Origin of the sequence: Catellatospora sichuanensis, assembly GCF_007483665.1 — a bacterium.
Taxonomy (GTDB): Bacteria; Actinomycetota; Actinomycetes; order Mycobacteriales; family Micromonosporaceae; genus Catellatospora; species Catellatospora sichuanensis.
On the sequence record NZ_VIQO01000001.1, the window covers coordinates 433,279 to 450,678 of the forward strand.

Annotated in this window: 10 protein-coding genes; 2 read left to right on the forward strand and 8 right to left on the reverse strand. The window is 73.2% G+C overall.

Features of this window, described 5'->3' with window-relative positions; all coding sequences use genetic code 11:
* Positions 1 to 17: 17 nt before the first annotated feature.
* From hisH to hisD, 4 genes are all read right to left on the reverse strand, one after another.
* On the reverse strand, positions 18 to 641 hold the full coding sequence (hisH, locus tag FLL47_RS16850) for an imidazole glycerol phosphate synthase subunit HisH (RefSeq protein ID WP_144121446.1): 624 nt from the start codon (positions 639 to 641) through the stop codon (positions 18 to 20).
* A 67-nt stretch (positions 642 to 708) separates the two neighbouring features.
* Positions 709 to 1,335, reverse strand: a complete 627-nt coding sequence (hisB, locus tag FLL47_RS16855) for an imidazoleglycerol-phosphate dehydratase HisB (RefSeq protein WP_144121447.1) — start codon at positions 1,333 to 1,335, stop codon at positions 709 to 711.
* 61 nt (positions 1,336 to 1,396) lie between these two features.
* Positions 1,397 to 2,473 (reverse strand): histidinol-phosphate transaminase, encoded by a 1,077-nt coding sequence (locus FLL47_RS16860; protein WP_144121448.1) that lies wholly within the window; start codon positions 2,471 to 2,473, stop codon positions 1,397 to 1,399.
* Positions 2,470 to 3,810, reverse strand: a complete 1,341-nt coding sequence (gene hisD, locus FLL47_RS16865; protein ID WP_144121449.1) for a histidinol dehydrogenase — start codon at positions 3,808 to 3,810, stop codon at positions 2,470 to 2,472. Before hisD ends, FLL47_RS16860 begins: the two co-directional genes overlap by 4 nt.
* A gap of 200 nt (positions 3,811 to 4,010) precedes the next feature.
* Between hisD and FLL47_RS16870 the strand changes: the two genes are divergently transcribed.
* A complete protein-coding gene (locus FLL47_RS16870; protein ID WP_144121450.1) occupies positions 4,011 to 4,694 on the forward strand; it encodes an LON peptidase substrate-binding domain-containing protein in 684 nt (227 codons plus the stop codon).
* Here the strand turns inward: FLL47_RS16870 and FLL47_RS42980 are convergent.
* Complete coding sequence (locus FLL47_RS42980) at positions 4,664 to 5,329, reverse strand: DUF2567 domain-containing protein (RefSeq protein WP_186315770.1); 666 nt, start codon at positions 5,327 to 5,329, stop codon at positions 4,664 to 4,666. The genes FLL47_RS16870 and FLL47_RS42980 overlap by 31 nt on opposite strands.
* 122 nt (positions 5,330 to 5,451) lie before the next feature.
* Here FLL47_RS42980 and FLL47_RS16880 point away from each other — a divergent pair, with 122 nt between their 5' ends.
* Positions 5,452 to 6,828 carry an SUKH-3 domain-containing protein gene (locus FLL47_RS16880; RefSeq protein ID WP_186315771.1) on the forward strand — a complete coding sequence of 459 codons (1,377 nt, stop codon included), beginning with the start codon at positions 5,452 to 5,454 and terminating at the stop codon, positions 6,826 to 6,828.
* Positions 6,829 to 6,925: 97 nt separating this feature from the next.
* Here the strand turns inward: FLL47_RS16880 and FLL47_RS16885 are convergent, their stop codons facing one another.
* The 3 genes from FLL47_RS16885 to FLL47_RS16895 all read right to left on the reverse strand — a co-directional run bounded on the left by FLL47_RS16885 (position 6,926) and on the right by FLL47_RS16895 (position 17,236).
* On the reverse strand, positions 6,926 to 8,179 hold the full coding sequence (locus FLL47_RS16885; protein WP_144121453.1) for an SUKH-3 domain-containing protein: 1,254 nt from the start codon (positions 8,177 to 8,179) through the stop codon (positions 6,926 to 6,928).
* 142 nt (positions 8,180 to 8,321) lie between these two features.
* The gene (locus FLL47_RS16890; protein ID WP_144121454.1) at positions 8,322 to 8,891 is read right to left on the reverse strand and encodes a hypothetical protein; all 570 of its coding nucleotides are present in this window, start codon (positions 8,889 to 8,891) and stop codon (positions 8,322 to 8,324) included.
* The gene (locus FLL47_RS16895; protein ID WP_144121455.1) at positions 8,888 to 17,236 is read right to left on the reverse strand and encodes a toxin glutamine deamidase domain-containing protein; all 8,349 of its coding nucleotides are present in this window, start codon (positions 17,234 to 17,236) and stop codon (positions 8,888 to 8,890) included. The genes FLL47_RS16890 and FLL47_RS16895 overlap by 4 nt, the downstream gene beginning before the upstream one ends.
* Positions 17,237 to 17,400 lie beyond the last annotated feature (164 nt).

The following is a 17,400-nucleotide window of genomic DNA, read 5'->3' on the forward strand; positions in this document are numbered from 1 at the left end:
GAGCCTAACGAGCGGGCTCACAACGTGGCGATCCAGTTCCGCAGCACGCGCGCGCCGACCGCGCCGGACTTCTCCGGGTGGAACTGGGCGACCGCCAGCGGCCCCCGTTCCGCGGCGGCGACGAACGTCGCGTGCTCGTGGGTCGACGTGGTGACCAGTGCGACCGCGTCCAGTTCGGCGTTGGGCAGCGCGGCGTACGAGTGCACGAAGTAGCAGCGCGCATCGGCCTCGACGCCGGTGAACAGCGTCGAGCCGGAGGGCGCGTCGAGCAGGTTCCAGCCCATGTGCGGCACCCGGCGCGCGGCCAGCCGGGTCACCGCGCCGGGCAGCAGGCCCAGGCCCTTGGTGACCACGCCGTGCTCGTCGCCCGAGTCGAACATGATCTGCGCGCCGACGCAGATGCCCAGCACCGGCCGGCCGGCCATGACCCGGTCGGCGATCACCGGCCCGGCCTGCGCCGCCTCGATGCCCGCCATGCACGCGGCGAACGCGCCCACACCCGGCACCACCAGTCCGTCGGCCCGCTCGGCGGCGGACAGGTCGGTAGTGACGACCACCTCGGCGCCCGCCGCCTCCAGCGCCCGCTGCGCCGAGCGCAGGTTGCCCGACCCGTAGTCGAGCACCGTCACCTTCGGGCTCATGCCTTCTCCTCGCTGCGCTCGTCGGCGGCGTGAATCCATGCCCGTCCGATGAGCTCGCTGCGCTCGCTCATAGCACGCCCTTCGTGCTCGGGACCGCACCGGCGCTGCGGGGGTCGATCTCCACGGCGGTACGCAGCGCGCGGGCCAGCGCCTTGAACTGCCCCTCGATGACGTGGTGCGCGTCGGGCTTCTGCCCCGGGCGGGACGCCCGCAGCACCGACACGTGCAGCGTGATCCGCGCGGTCTGCCCGAAGGACTCGAAGATGTGCCGTGTCATCGAGGTCGGGTAGACGGGCCCGCTGCCCGGGTTGATGTAGTCGGCGATGTCCGTCGGCTCGTCGTGCACCACGTACGGCCGGCCCGACAGGTCGACCGCGGCCTGCACGAGCACCTCGTCCATCGGCACCACCGCGTCGCCGTAGCGGCGGATGCCCGCCTTGTCGCCGAGCGCCTGGGCGAACGCCTCGCCCAGGGCGAGCGCGGTGTCCTCCATGGTGTGGTGCGCGTCGATCTCGAGGTCGCCCTCGGTGCGCACGGTCAGGTCGAAGCCGCCGTGCCGGGCGATCTGGTTGAGCATGTGGTCGAAGAAGCCGACCCCGGTGCTGATCTCGCCCCGGCCCGTGCCGTCGAGGTCGATCTCGACGAGGACCTTGGTCTCCTTGGTGACCCGCTCCACGCGTCCGGTCCTGGTCATGCCCTTGCCTCGCTTCGCTCGTCCCCGGCCTGCGCGCGGGGGTTGCCGGTCGGCCGCGCGCTCATGGCCGCAGCTCCTTCATCGCGTTCAGGAACGCGGTCGTCTCCTGCTCGGTCCCCGCGGTGACGCGCAGCCATCCGGGCAGGCCCACGTCGCGGACCAGCACGCCCTGGTCGAGCAGAGTCTGCCAGGCCGCCTTCTGGTCGGCGAACCGTCCGAACAGGACGAAGTTGGCGTCCGAGTCGGCCACCGTCCAGCCGCCCCCGCGCAGGTCCGCGACGATGCGGTCGCGCTGCGCCTTGATCGCTTCCACGGTGCCCAGCAGCACGTCCGCGTGCGCCAGCGCGGCGCGGGCGGCGGCCTGGGTGAGCGCGGAGAGGTGGTACGGCAGGCGCACCAGCTGCACCGCCTCCACGACCGCCGGGTGCGCGGCGAGGTAGCCGACCCGGGCCCCGGCGAAGGCGAACGCCTTGCTCATGGTGCGGCTGACCACCAGCCGCGGGTGCTTGTCGAGCAGCTCCAGCGCGCTCGGCGTGCCGGGGCGGCGGAACTCGGCATACGCCTCGTCCACCACGACCAGGCCGCTCGTCTCGGCCAGCACCGCCTCGATCACGGCGAAGTCCAGCGCGGTGCCGGTCGGGTTGTTCGGCGAGCACAGCAGCGTCAGCGCGGGCCGGTGCTCCCGGACCTGCTCGACCGCGTGCTCGACGGTCAGCCCGAAGTCCGCGTCGCGACGGCCGTCCGCCCAGGTGGTGGCGGTGCCGACGGCCAGCAGCGGATGCATCGAGTACGCCGGGCCGAAGCCCAGCACGATGCGTCCCGGCCCGGCGAACGCCTGGAACAGCTGCTGCTGCACCTCGTTGGAGCCGTTGGCGGCCCACAGCTGCTCCGCGGTCAGCCCGTGTCCGCAGTAGGCGGCCAGGTCGGCGCGCAGCTTCACGGCGTCCCGGTCGGGGTAGCGGTTCAGGTCCGCGATCTCCCCGGTGATCGCCCGGCTCACCGCCCGCACCACCTCGTCGGGCAGCGGGTACGAGTTCTCGTTCGTGTTCAGCCGCACCGGCACGTCCAGCTGCGGCGCACCGTACGCGCTGAGCCCGCGCAGATCCTCCCGCAGCAGCTCCTGCACCCACTCGCTCATGCCGCGCTCCCGTTCTCGAAGCGGGCCGTGACGGCCTCGCCGTGCGCGGGCAGGTCCTCGGCGTTGGCCAGGGCCACGACGTGGTGTGCCACGTCGCGCAGCGCGTCCTGTGTGTACTCCACGACGTGGATGCCGCGCAGGAACGACTGCACCGACAGGCCCGAGCTGTGCCGGGCGCAGCCCGCGGTGGGCAGCACGTGGTTGGAGCCGGCGCAGTAGTCGCCCAGCGACACCGGCGCATACGCCCCCACGAAGATCGCCCCGGCGTTGCGCACCCGCATCGCCCACTCGCGCGCGTCGCGGGTCTGGATCTCCAGGTGCTCGGCGGCGTACGCGTCGACCACCCGCAGCCCTTGCGCCAGGTCGTCGACCAGCACCACACCGGACTGCTGCCCGCTCAGCGCGATCGTCACCCGCTCGCTGTGCTTCGTGCGGGCCACCCGCACCGCGAGCTCCGCGTCGACCGCGTCGGCCAGCGCGGGCGAGTCGGTGACCAGCACGCTGGCCGCCATCGGGTCGTGCTCGGCCTGGCTGATCAGGTCGGCCGCGACGTGTGCCGGGTCGGCGGTGTCGTCGGCCAGGATCGCGATCTCGGTCGGCCCGGCCTCGGCGTCGATGCCGACCACGCCGCGCACCAGGCGCTTGGCCGCGGTGACCCACAGGTTGCCGGGACCGGTGATCAGGTCGACGGGCGCGCAGTCGTCGTGGGCCGGCAGCTCGCGCTCCGGGTCGGCGGTGCCGCGGGTGCCGTAGGCCAGCATCGCCACCGCCTGCGCGCCGCCGACCCCGTACACCTCGTCGACGCCCAGCAGCGCGCAGGCGGCCAGCACCCGCGCGTCGGGCAGCCCGGTCGCCTTCTGCGGCGGGCTGACGATCACCAGGCTGGGCACGCCCGCGGCCTGCGCGGGGACCACGTTCATGACCACGGTCGACGGGTAGACGGCCAGGCCGCCGGGCACGTAGAGGCCGACCCGGGACACCGGCAGCCAGCGCTCGGTCACCGTGCCGCCGGGCACCACCTGGGTGGTGTGGTCGCTGCGACGCTGGTCGGCGTGCACCTTGCGGGTGCGCGCGATCGCCTCCAGCAGGGCGGCCCGGACCTCGGGTTCCAGCGCCTGCTCGGCTTCCTTGATCGCTTCCGCCGGCACCCGCAACGCGGCCAGGTCCACCCCGTCGAGCCGATGGGTCGCTTCCTTGACCGCCTCGACGCCATGCTCGCGCACCCCGTCGACCAGCGGGCGGATCTGCTCCACCGCCTGGCTGACGTCGATCTGGGCACGGGGCAGCAGGTTACGCGGATCGATGTCACGTCCACGCAGGTCGATACGGGTCAACACCCCCCAAAGTCTACTGGCGCACGTGCGCGCACCGGCGTACGCGCCCAGGCACTGGGACAGTGACCCGGACCACTGGGTCATGGCCGCCGACCGTCTCGGCCCTGCTTGATGTCCTCCACCGCTGCGCTGCGGACGCCACCGGCGGCCGCTACCGCGGGCGGGCTGTGCCCGTTGACACACTCCGGCGTTAGGCTCAGCCAATGACCGGGACGCTGCCGCTGTTCCCGCTGGGCACGGTGCTCTTCCCGGGCCTGGTGCTGCCGCTGCACATCTTCGAGGAGCGCTGGCGCACGCTGATGCGCAACCTGATGGAGCTGCCCGACGGCACCCCGCGCGAGTTCGGCGTGGTCGCGATCGAACGCGGCCTGGAGGTCATGCCCCCGCCCCACGACGGCGTCGCCACCTCCGAGGTGGTGGTGCACGAGGTCGGCTGCGTGGCGCAGCTGCGCCAGATCACCGAGCTGCCCGACGGCAAGTTCGACATCGTCACCGTCGGCGCGCGCCGGTTCCGCATCACCGGCTTCGTGCCCAGCCCGCATCCCTACCCGGTGGTCGGCGTGGAGTGGCTGCCCGAGCCCGCCCCCGACGACCTGGCCGACCAGCTCGCGCCCCGGGTGCTGGCCGCGTTCCGGGAATACCTGGGCGTGCTGCGCGGCGGGCCGGACGACCAGCTGCCCGACGACCCGACGGTGCTGTCGAACCTGGTCGCGGCGAGCGCGTCGCTGACCATCGGCGACCGCCAGCAGCTGCTCAGCGCGCCGGACCCGGCGACCCGGCTGCGCCATGAGCTGACCATGCTGGCCCGGGAGACTGCGCTGCTCCGCGAGGTCCGGGCGGTGCCGGCGCAGCTGTCTCAGCTCGGACCGGCTCCCGCGATGAACTGATCGTCGTCGTGGTCGGCCCACTCCTGCTCGTCCTCGTGGCGGCGCAGGGAGGGCCAGCGCGACCAGGCCGCCGCCAGCGCATACGTCACCACCGCGCCGAGCGCCGGGATGAGCAGGACACCGCCGATCGCGTACGGGAAGAAGGTCAGCTTCTTCACCGCGCGCAGGTCCACCGGCCGCTGGAGGATCGTGTCCACCGGCGCGTGGTCCTTCTGGTCCACAAATGCGGCCAGCCCGATGTTGTGGCCCAACCACCAGGCCGCCCAACCCGCGATCAGGGTGCCCAGCAGCAACCCGGCCAGCTGGATCGGCCCGCGGCGCGCGGGCAGCAGCACCCAGGCCGCGATCGCGCACAGCATCCCGAACCCGAGGCCGAGCAGTACGAACCAGCCCTCCGCGGCGGCCAGCTCCTCCGGCTCGGCGGACGTGTAGACCGCACCCTCCTCGACGATACGCAGCGGCAGGGTCGGCGCGACCGCGTGCCACAGCAGGCCCAGCCCCAGCCCCAGCACGCCGATCACGGCCGCCAGCCCGAGCGCCCAGAGCACGTCCGCGCCCAGGCCGCCGCGCGGCGACGACGCGGGCCGGCCCGGCTCGATCGGGCCCTGGTCCTGGGATGTGTCGTCGGAAAACATGTTCGAACCGTAGTCCCCTCAGCGTGGCCGGGTCCGCGCCCGGGCACGGATGGGCGGGATACCTCCCTTCGTGCCCTGCTGCGATAAGTTGTCCAGACCGATCGCCGAACGCGGGAGCCGCAATGATTTCACAGGAACGGCTGGAGGAGATCGCGCGGCACTGGGCCGTCGCCGAGACCCTGCGCCGCGGCTACGAGTGCGAGCCCCGGCTCACCGAGTTCCCCGGCGGCTGGGTGGTCTGGTCACCCCGCCCGGCCGGCGGCCCGGTGCCCGAGCCCGGCAGCGGCGAGACCGTGATCATCGATCGGGAGACCGGCGCGCTGACCGTCGTGCCCGGCCTGCCGCCTCAGGTCGCGATGAGCCGGTACGCCGGCCCCGGCGCGACGGCCCGGGCCGGGTACCCCGCCGGGCCGCTACCCACGCCGCCGCCCGGCACCCTGACCTCGCCGGTCAGCACGATGCCCCCGCCGATGCCCCCGCTGCCGCCCACGACCTCCGCGGTCGACCCGCTCTCGCTGACCCCCGGGCCGCCCCCGCCGAACGCCACCGTGACGTCGTCGCCGTTCGGACCGCCCCGGCTGCCCGCCGACGAGCTCGACCGGCGCGCGGTCGCCCTCGCGGCGCAGCTGGCCCGGCTCAGCCCCGGCGCGACCGCGCCCGCCCTGCCGCAGGTGGTGGCCACGCTGGAGGTGGTCGGCCGGACGTTCCAGGCACTCGGGCATACCGCCGACACCGAGCCGGTGCACCACCCGGCCGTCATGCGGGCGCTGGCCGCGATCCCGCCGGGCAGCCGCACCCGCGGCGCGCACCGCCACCCCGACCTGATCGTCGTCTCCAAGGCCCTGTTCGAGCTCGGCGGCGCGGAGCACACCGACCCCGCCTGGGCCGCCCGTCAGCTCGCCGGGGCGACGCTGCGGCTGCACCTGCTGCGCGAGGGCGCCGCGCCGGACAGCCCCGCGCCCGCCGCCGCCTGCCACACCTGCGGCACCGTGCTGGTATCCCTGGGCCTGCCCGGCGAGCTGCCCCGCGACCTGGTCCGCCCGGAGCCGCCGCAGCGCGGCCCGGCCGGTCGGGCCGCGCTGCGGGCGATCACCGCCGAGGCGGTGGCCGCCACGATCGCCGTGCCCGGCGTCCGCCACCGGCTGCCCACGCTGCCGTTCCTGGTCGACCTGCTGGAGCCGTACGCGCCGTTCCATCCGGTGCTGCAGAGCCAGAGCGGCGCAGCCCAGCGCGTGGAGTCCTTCACGCTCGACGTGTGGACCCGCGAGCAGACCGCCGACACCCTCGGCGACCTCGCCGAACGCCTCGGCGCGCCGTTGTTCCCGATCGGCGGCGAGGCCGGCGGCCTGCATTCCGTCCTCGCCGTCGACGAACGCCACCGCGTCTTCGCCGTCGACCACGCCGGAACCTGGTACCTGGGCCCCACCCTCGACGATGCCGTCCAGACCCTCCTCATCGGCCGCTCCACCCCCCGCGTCCGCACCAACGGCACCTGGTAGGCGCGCTCTGTTCAGTTGATCATGAACTTATGGCACGGCTCGACGGCGTGTCACTGCCCCAACTTCATGATCAACACTTGGTCTGGGCGGGGTGGGGTCAGGCGGGGGGTTCGAGGGTGCCGTCGTCGCGGACGCGGGGCATCGGGTGGCCCTGAAGGAGGACGACGAAGGCGGTGTCGAGGTCGGGGCCGGCGTACCACTCGCCGGCCTGGTCCAGGACCCAGACCTGGCCGTTCGCGTCCACGGCGATGATCGCGTCGCCGGCCTGCTCGGCGCCGATCGGGGCCAGTTCGGTGCCGATCACCTGGCCGAAGTCGGCCAGCGAGGCGGCCGTCGCGCCGACCAGGTCGCCGCCGAGTTCGAACGGGCGCACCCAGTGCGCCACCCCCGGTCCGCGGCGCACCGAGACCAGGTACGGGAACTTCTCGATCGCCGCCCGCAGCGGCTCCAGCGGCGGATGGCCGTACTCCCCCAGGGCCCGCACGGACAGCTCGGCCCATTCGGACGCCGCCACGATGCGCCCGTCCAGCTTCAGCGGCACGTCCCAGCCGCCCGCGGCCAGCGTCGCGGCGACGTCCGGGGACAGGTTCGCCAGCGGCCCCGGGATCCCCGTCGGCGGCGCGACCGGTTCGACCGGCCCGACCGCGGCGGAGGCGGGCGCGAGCCCGAAATGGATCCAGGCGGCCAGGCAGGTGTCGCACGGCCCGGCCGGCGTACCCGCCAGCGGATCGCCCGGGTCGCGCACCAGGGTGAGCCGCAGCTCCTGTACCTGCTGCGCGGCGGCCCGCACCTGCGCGATGCCGAGGCCCGGCGCGCCGCGTGACGCCGCCGCGTGCTCCAGCTCGTGCAGCCAGTCCGACAGCACGATCAGCTCGGCGTGCCGCCGGGTGCCGCGCACCAGCGAGCCCGGGGACTGCATCGCCAGCCACTTGACCACCAGCGGGTGATGATGGAGGACCTGGTCGCCCTTGGCGCCGGTCGCCTCGCGCGGCAGGCCGTCACCGGGCACCATGCGCACCGCGACACCAGGCGCGTAGCCGCCACCCAGCCGCCGCAGCGCCGCCGCCCGATCCGCGGTGACCGGTGCCTCCGGCTCCTGCTCGGCGCGGTGCTGCCGGTGCAGGCGGCGCACGTGCTCCAGCGGCACCGACGGGTACGTGCTGACCCGCGCGTCCTGCCGGTCGATGACCAGCCGCGCGCCCGCGCCGGGCTCCGGCGGGCCGTCACTGTCGGGCAGCGTCCAGACGATGAAGCACTCCGGGAACTCGGCGACGTACGGCCGGTGCGTGCCGCCCGCCCCGCGGGCCAGCTGCTCGGCTACTCGCTGCGCGTCCTGAGCGGTGACGGTCATCGCCAGTCCTTTCCTGCCTGATCCGGCCCGCGCCCGACGCGGACCGGGTATCACCCTGCCACGGCCAGGAGCGATCCCCGAAAACGTGTCCAATGTAGACCCGTGATCCTATGGCGCACCCTGGCCCGCCTCGTCATCGGCGTCAACCGTTCTGCTGCGGGCGACCGGCCCGCACCCGCCGCCGCATCTCCTCCCGCCGGGCCTGCCATGCCGCATCCACCGCGTCCAGCGCCGCCGGGTCGGTGCCGGGGAGCGGCTCCGCGGCAAGGTGATCGGCCATCGAGCCGAGCTTCACCCCCATCGGCCCGAAATAGATCAGACCGGCTTCCTGGTGGAACTGCCCACCGCGTTCGTACAGCTCGATCAGCGGCGCGAACGGGTCCGGCAGCCCGGCAGGCGGATCGGGCAGCGCCGCGAAGTGCAGGGCGTACTCGCACAGTCGCCGGTCGAGGTGGTTCGCGCCGCGTTCGGCCGCCTGCGCGCACACCTCCCGCACCAGCTCGGGGTCGGCGCGCGTGCCGGGATCGATCAGCTGCGCGACGTCGAAGAACGGCCAGAGCCGCGCGGCGTCCAGCCGCTGCGCCCACAGTGCCGCCCGGCGCAGGTACTCCGACATCAGCCTCGACCGCGACGGCGCGCGCTGGTCGTCGTCGAGCCACTCGACCCGGGCGAGGCGGTCCGCGAGCGCGCGTGTCCGTTCCTCCGCACTCATTCTTGCCTCAACCTCCGCATGATCTCGTCGACGACGTCTTCCAGGTTGCTCAGGTCCGGCGCGATCTCGATGTCCGGCTCCTCCAGGCCCATGTCATGGTAGTGGCCGAACGGCCAGACCCGCCCCTGCGAGGGAGCCACGTCATGCGCCGCGAAATGCTCCGGCGTCGCGGTCGGGTACTCCCATTCGTTGTTCTCCCAGTAGTCGAAGTGCGCCGGCCGGTAGGCCATGCCGTGGCGCTCCATGAGCACCGACTCGATGTACTCGTGCGCGAGCGTGCGCCGGAACCGCTCCCGATCAGCCCCCGTGAGCGGGCCTTCGTAGGCGGCCTGCCAGTCGAGACCGACGTTCAGGATCGCCGTGAACAGGCCGGTCTCCAGCTGGTCGGTCCCGGTGGCGACGTCCTGGTGTACCTGCAGGAAGAGGTTGCGCCGGGCACGCGCGATCACGTCCTCCGGGATGCCCTGGTTGGCGGCGATGCGCTGTACGTCGTCGGTCAGGCGGCGGATGTCGGCGTACAGCGCGACCGCTTCGCCCTCGTTCTGGTCGCCGCCGATGTGGTGGCCCTCGCTGCCGGGCGGCGGGTTCGGCAACGTCGGCCGCGACGGCGGCCCGCCCGGATCGGGCAGTGGTGCGGGACCGGCGGCGGCCGGACCGGACTGCTGATCCTGCTCCGGCATGGGCTGCGGGTCCGGCGCGGGCTGCGGGTCCGGCTCCGGGGCGGGCTGCTGCTGGGCCAGTTCCGCCTTGCCCCACGAGGTCTGCGCGAGGGAGCTCATCGGCTGCGGGTCGCCCTGCGAGTCCAGCATCATCGCGTACATGCCGACGACGTTGCCGTTGTTCGACGGATCGCCGGTGTGCCCGTACATCGACACGTTCTCGCTGATCTGGCGCGTCTGCGGGTCCAGGAACAGGATGGTGCCGTTCTGGTTGACCGCGAGCCAGGCGTGCGACGTGCCGGCCTGCCACTCGGTGACGATGAACATCGCCGCGCCGTGACCGGCCTCGGTCAGCTCGTGCGTGACGGACGCGAAGCCCCAGTCGGACCACTGCTGCGCCTGCGCGGCCGGGCTCTGCGACATGTTCGGGAACACGGTCTGCCAGGTGCCGCCGACCGCCGCGGCGACCCGGGCCATACCACCCGCCTCGCCGCCCGTGACCGCGTTGACGTCCGTTCCGGCGTACCCGTCGAAGGTCCGCGGCGCGGACACCTGCGGGCGGCCCCGCCACGTGCGCCACGCGGAGATCATGCAGTCGACGCAGTTGATGCCGCGGCTCGGGTCCAGCTCGGGCCCGCCGTCGTTGGCCAGGCCGAACCAGCTGCCCACCCGCGGGTCGGGCGTCATCTGCAGCTGCCCGCCGGGGGTCCGGGGCAGCGCCGCGACCAGGTCGTCCTGGTGCTGCTGCAACGGCGGGCGCAGGCCGCCCCGGTGGAGATAGGGCCGCCCGTCGGCCGCGGGCACGTCGACCAGCAGGTCGCCGTCGTCCGTGTTGACCGCCACCCAGGCCGTGTCGTCGTCCACGGTCGTCGTCTGGTTGGCCGTGTACGTCCCGTTGTACGCGGCCTTGGAGGCCTTGCCCCACTCGGCGGCCCACTGCTGGTGCCGGTCGGCCCACTCCTGGCACAGTTTCGCCTGCTCGGCGTCGGGCTGCTGCTCGGAGTAGAACTGCGCCCACGACCGGTACTTGTGCATCTCGGCGAGGTGCTTGGCCGCCTCCGCCGCCAGCGCGTCCGCCTCCTGCTGACGCCGCTGCAGCTCCAGCGACATGCGCCGGGTCTGCAACCCGGCCCGGTACGGCCACTGCGGGTGGTTCGGGTCGGACGGGTCCATGCCGACCGGGCCGGGCGGCGTGCTTCCCGGCATCGGCGGTGTCTCGGGATCGGCCGCGGGGTCGGCCTCCGAGGTCAGGTCCGGCCCCGCCGGGTCGGCCGCGGTGTCTAGTCCAGCGTCCCCGCGGCGCGGCGACGGTGCGACTCCCGGAACGCCTCGAGGATCTCCTCCTCGCTCGGCAGCGGGTCGACCCCCTTCGTGATCAGCAGCGCTATCTGCTCGGCCTCCGGCCGACCGATCGGCCTGCGTCGGAAGTCGTAGTCCTCCCGACCCAGGATGTACCCCGCCGTCTCCGGGTCGTACCGCCAGCTCTGGGCCCGATGGTCCCAGATCATGTGCTCCCGGTAGCCCTCCCCCGAGATGATCAGGCCGACTGCCTCCTGGTTCGGGAAGTCCTCGATGTCCTTGCGGTAGATGGCCTTGTAGTACAACATCGAGCTCCTCCAGGCGGGCGGCGACCTTCGGGGTGATCGGGAAGTCGTCAGGCGTCAGATCGTATTCGGCGATCACGTCGCCGGGAGTGAGCCCCTGCGCCTCCAGCTGCCGGGTGAACGCGCGCCAGACCTCCGGGTTGTCGCTGATCCACTTAGCGAGGCTCGCATCCTTGGCGTCGTCGCCGACCATGCCGGGCGGGATCGCGTCCAGCATGCCGGCGGCGCGGTTGACCTCCAGCATGCGCAGCAGGGCCCGGATCCGCTGCTCGGGCTCGGCGTCGACGTCGCGCATCACCTCGTACTCGACGTGCGTGGCGTGCCACAGTTCGTACGACAGCTGGGTCGGGAACTGCACCTCGACCAGGGTGCCGTCCGGGGCCCGGAACGTCGTGTTGGTGCCGTAGAACCGGTTGCCGGCCCGCCAGAAGTTCTTCGGCGTACCCTCCAGCTCGTAGCCGGCCGCCGCCAGCTGCGCGATGACCGCGTCCAGCGCTGGCCGGTATGCCGCGCCATCAGGTAGTTGGACCGAGAAGCGCACCGAGTCGTTCACCGTCGCGGCGAACTGCTCCGGACCCCCGATCCGGCCCTCGGCCAGGTACTTGCGCTGCAGCGATTCGCGGCTCTTCGCCCGGTGCTCGGGGTCGCGCAACGGCAGCGAACCCTCGGGCAGCCCCAGCGCCTGCTCGACCGAGGCGGTCACCCGGCGCAGGTCGGTCAGCGCGGTCTCGGAGGCCGCCAGCGCGCGCTCGTGGACGTCGTCGAGCATGGCGACCTCGTACGCCGACAGCTCGGCGTCCGGACGCGGCTCGAAGAAGCGGCCGCCCGGCTCCGGCGGAGACGGCGGCTCGCCCGGCCCGGCCGGGTCCGACGGGGCCTCCGGATCGGCGGGATCCGTCAGTCGTCGTCCTGGGGCGGGGCCCCCTTCCACTGGAAGATCCAGAGGATCGTCTCCTCGTCGGGGAGCGCCTCGGTCCCCTTCGTGATCTCCAGCATCAGGGCTTCCGCTTCGGCCCGACTGATCTGGTCGAACTTCTCCACGTTCTCCGGCTTGTCCGTGAACTCGTCGATCGACCACGGGTCGTAGACCCAGGCCTTCTGGTCGTAGTCCCACAGCATCGCGTCCGGGTACGTCCCCGTCACGAAGATCCCCCGGGGCAGGCCGTCCCCCTTGCGCCTGACGTAGCTCTGGTAGTAGCGAATCATCGATGTCCTCCAGCCGGGCGGCCAGTTCCGGGTTGACGGGCGTGTCCTGGCTGTCCAGACCGAACTCGGCGAGGATCGACGCGAAGCCGTCGTGGGATACGCCCTGCTGATCCAACCACGCTCGGTAGGCCTGCCAGATCTCGGGCTTGTTGGAGATCCAGGTGGTGAGGCTGGTGTCGATCACCGGCGGCACCGTCTCGGCCTCCTCGTCGGAGGGGTCGGGTTCCGGGAAGCGCTCCTGCACGAACTCGTCGACACCGGGCGGTACGGACTCGTTGAGGCCGAGCTCACGATTGACCGCGAGCATGCTCAGCAGCGCATGCACCCGGCGAGGCTCCAGTTCGTTCTTCTGACGGAAGACCGCGTAGGCGTCATGCGTCAGCTGCCACGCGCGGAACGACTCGGCCGTGGGGAACTGGATCTCCATCAAGCCGCCGTCGGGGGCTTTGAAGGTGGCGTTCAGACCTTGGTAGCGGTTGCCGGGCCTGAAGAAGTTCTTGAGATCGGTCAGCTCGTAACCGGCGTCCTCCAGTGCGGCGATCGTCTGACGCAGACTGCCCATGTACTCCGGGCCGCCGGGCAGCTGCAGGCTGAACCGAGCCGCATCGTTGACCTCGCCGGCGAACCGGTCGACACCGTGCCGCCGGCCCTCGGTCCAGAACTTGCGTTCCAACGAGCTCTGCGATTTGACCATCTGCCCGGTGCCGCGAAGCCGCACCGGCGGCTCGGGCTCCGGCGTGAAGTCCGGGTCGTTCGGATCGCCTTGGATCTCGGAGTCCAGCACCCGGTCGGTGGTGACGTTCTGCGCCGCGTTGAGGTCTATGGCGATACGGCGCAGCACCGGAAGCGCCGTCTCCGCCCGACTCGCCGCAGCCGTACGCAGCACGTTCAGCACCTGCTGCTGGTGCGGGTTGAGCGCGACCAGGGGACGGTCCGGGCCAGGCGGCTTGCCGATGGTCGCCGGAGTGACGTCCGAGCCGTAGAGGCGGCCCGGCAGCAGGCTGCGCTGCTCGGCGGCGCGGAACAGCGCCGCCTCGCCAAAGGTCGTAGGCACCGTGCCTGCCCGGTGCGCCACTGTGCCACGGTCGCCGCCGACCACCAGACGGCCGTCGACCATCCGGATGTCGACCGCGAGCGGCCTGCGGTACTTGTCGCGGTCCGGATCCTCGGCCTCGGGCATGCTGCTCAGCGGCTCGTCCGGCCGGTGCACGCACACCGGGACAGAGGTGAGCCCCGCCACCCGCGCGGCGCGCATCCGGCGGTTGTCCATGCTGGACATCGAGCCGTCGCCCCACGCGATGACGTGGGCCGGGCCACCGCGCCAACCGGTCTCGGCCATCTGCGCGGCGAACTCGTCCATGGTCACGTTGCCGCTGTTCGGACTGACCGAACGCTGGGTGAACCGCAGGTCCTGCGGGTTGACCAGCGCCGTCTGCGGCAGCAGCGACTCCAGCCGCGCCCGCTCGGCGTCGTCGAGCACCGACGGGTCCGGATAGCCGAGGTCCGCCATGGTCGCCTCGCCGACGCCGAGGTCCGCGAGTTCCTGGTCGGTGAGCGGGCGCTGCATGTCCGCGTCGAGCTGCGTCGCGTGCACCCCGGCCGGGGCGGCCGCCGGGTCCGGCTGGCCCTGGTACTGCGACCAGGCCCCGGTCGGCGCACCGTCGATCAGGGACTGCTCCCCGTCGGGCCCGATCACCATGGCGTCCATCTGGATGATGCCGTCGGTGTAGGGCGGGGTGGTGGTCGGTGTGCCGGGCGGCTGCTGCGGGTCGGCGTACATGATGACGCCGCCGTCGTTGAAGACCGGCCAGGTGTGCGCGGTGCCGTCGGACGAGTGGTGGATGACCACGGCCATCGCGCCCGGACCGGCCTGGCGCAGCTGGTCGGCCAGGCGGGCGTAGGACGCGTCCACCGTCTGCCGGGCCGCCTGGCGGTCCAGGCCACGGGTGTCCGGGCACAGCTGCTGCAGCCGGCCGCCGAAGAAGTCCTCGATGCGGTGCGGCCCGCGCGGCTCCGGGCCGGACGGCTGGTCCGGGTTGCCGGAGGCGAAACCGTCGAGGGTACGCGCCGCGGCGCAGCGCGGACGCCCGTGCAGCCAGGTGTCGGCCACCGACAGCAGCACGTCGACGCAGTTCACCGCGCGGGTCGGGTCGGCCTGCGGGCCGCCGTCGTTGGCGAAGCGCAGCCAGCCCGAGCGCAGCGGCGGGAACTGCAGCGGGCGGCCGTCCTCGCCGCGCGGCACCGCGTTCTCCAGGTCGAGCTGGTGCTGGGTGAGCACCGGCCGGTAGCCGCCGCGCTGGTCGTAGCGGCGGGTGGCGTCCACCGACGGCGGCTGGTCGCTGCCGGTCAGCGCGGACACGTCGTCGGTGGTGACACCGCCGCGGGTGAAGTCCGCGCCGTCGTGGCGGTTCAGCGCGTCCCAGGCGGCCGCGGCCAGCGCACCGGGCCGGCCCATCGAGGCCAGGATCTCGCGCCGCTGCGCGCGCAGCCCGCCGTGGTACGCGTCGCTCCAGCGCCGCGCCTCGGATCGGCTGCGCTCGCCGTCCCGTCGACCGTCGGCGGCCGGAGGGCTGACCTCCGGGCCTGCGGGGCGGGTGTCCGCACCGGGCACGATCGCGACCGCGGGCGTCGCCGGGTCGGTCTGCTGGGCCGCGGGCGGCTGGGGGCGGGCCGGGTCGCCCGGCGTCTGCTGGGCCGGGGCCGTCGCCTGAGGCCCCGCCTGCTGGTTCGTCGACGGACTCTGCGGCGACGTGGCCTGACCCTGCTGGGCCGCCGGGTTCTGCGACGCCGGGTTCTGCGTGGTGGCGGAGTTCTGCGTGGCCGGGTTCTGCGTGCTGGTCGACGGCGTCGTGGTGCCCTGCGGACCGGTGGCGGTGGCCTGGCTCGCCGGGCCGGTCTGCGCGGTGGTGTTCGTCTGCGCCGTCGGCCCGGTCTGCGCGCTGGTGTTCGCGTGCGCCGTGGGCCCGGTCTGCGGGGACGGCGTCTGGACGGTCGTGTTCGTGGACGCCGTCGCCTGCGGGGACGGCGCTGTCGTGGACGCGTTCGGCTGGGTCGACGGCGTCGTCAGGGACGCGCTGGTCTGCGCCGACGGAATGGTCGTCGAGGCGTTGGCCTGGACTGACGGACCAGTCTGCGGCGGAGTGCTGCTCTGCGCGGCCAAGCCGGCCTGCGTCGACGAGACGGTCCCGGCGATGCCGCCGACCGGCCGCGCGCCGGTGGCCGGGTTCGCATTGGTCGAGGTCGACGTGGTCGACCCGGAGGGGGTGCTCGAAGTCGAGGTGCTGCCCGAACCCGAGGTGGACGTGGCCCCGGACGGTCCGCCCGAGCCGGTGCCGCCGGTGGCCGAGCCGGTGTTGGCGGAGCCGCCGCCGGTCGTCGCGGAGCCGCTGCCGGAGGCAGAGCCGGACAGGCCGCCCGACCCGGTCGAGACCGACGCCGACGCGGACGCGGATACCGAGGGCGCGACGGACGGGGCCGACGGGGCTGCAGACGTGCCGGCCAGGCCCGACGCCGGGCCCATCGCCGCGGGGGCGGCGGTGGCCGGCGTGGCCATGCCCTGCGGGGCCGCCGCGACTGCCGGCGCGATCACTGTGTTGGCCTGCGCGGAGACGTTCGCGACCGGAGCCGGCGCGGCGGGGGCCGCCGGGGCCGGGGCCGCCTCGGGCGGAGCGATGCCGGCGAGCCCGCCGGAGCTTCCCGAGTACCCGCCCGAACCGCCGGAGCCGTCACCTGAACCGCCGGAGCCGCCACCCGAACCACCGGAGCCTGCGGTCCCGCCGTGCGGGCCGCCGCCACCCGACCCGCCGCCGCCCGCGGCCGCGGTGCCCGCCGCGGCGGCGGTGATGTTCGTACTCGGGTCGCCGTCGAGCCCGGTGCCGGCGAGGTTGCTGACGATGTTGTTCGTCATGTTGTTGAGTTCGCTGGTCAGGTGGCTGTTGACGCTGGAGCGCGCGCCCGAGGTCGCCGCCATGCCGAGGTTGCCCGCGTCCGGCATCTGGCCGGTGGCGAGCGAGCCGCCGATGTCGCCGAGCACCTCGCCGCGCGCCCCGTGGGCGACCTTGCTGGCGAAGCCGCCGTTGTGGCCGCCCGCGAGCGTGCTGGCCGCGCCGCCGGCGAAGCCCGCCCAGCCGGCCATGGCGAGATCGCCGAGGTCGAGCCCGTCCCGGCGGCCGGTCGCGGTCTGGTACGTCTGGATGGCGCCCTGGGTGAGCACCTCTTCCTTCATCTCGTCCAGGCCCTCTTTGCCGGCCTTGATCGCCCACTTGCCGAGCTTCTTGCCGAAGTCCTTGCCGAGGTCCTTGAGCTTGTCCTTGACGGCGCGCTTGATGCCGCGCTCGATCAGGGACTTGAGCAGGCGCTTGAGGATCTCCTTGATGGCGAAGCGGGTCGCCATGCACACCGGCCCGGCAGCGGCGGTGGACGCGCCGAAGGTGAAGAACGCGGCGACGGCCAGCGCGATCAGCTCGATCAGTAGCAGGCCCAGCTCGATGTAGTACTCGAGCTTGGCGCCCTGGATGTCGCAGCCGCCGCCTTCGAGCATCTCGCCGAGCGCGCCTGCGACGTGCGCGGCGGCCTGCAGCGCCGACTTCTCGTCGCCGCTGCCGATCTGCCCCCACGCTTCCTTGATCGCGGCGGCGACCTTGCCCTCGGTGCCGCCGAACGCGGCGACCGCGTCGAGCGCGGCCCGCTCCGACTCGGTCAGCGGGTCGGCGAGGTCACCGGCGACCGCGTACCAGTCGTCGGCGAGGTCCCAGGTGGCCTGTTCGTCGCCTTCCGGCCAATCCATGCCGATGACCCAGTCGAGGCATTCCTTCATCCACCCCGGTGCGTCGAAGTAGGACAGCGGATGCGGAATCGGCGACGGCAACCACGACATCCGCACCCTCCCCAGAGTTCGGCTCTCCCGCGCGGTCCGGTCCGGTCCGGGCCAGGGGCACGGGACATCCGGTGGCGCGCAGGCGCTCTGGGTAAGTTACTCGATCCGGACAAGTGCGCGCCAACCCGGTTGCGGCGAGGGGTGCCGATCCGGGTTAGAGTCGG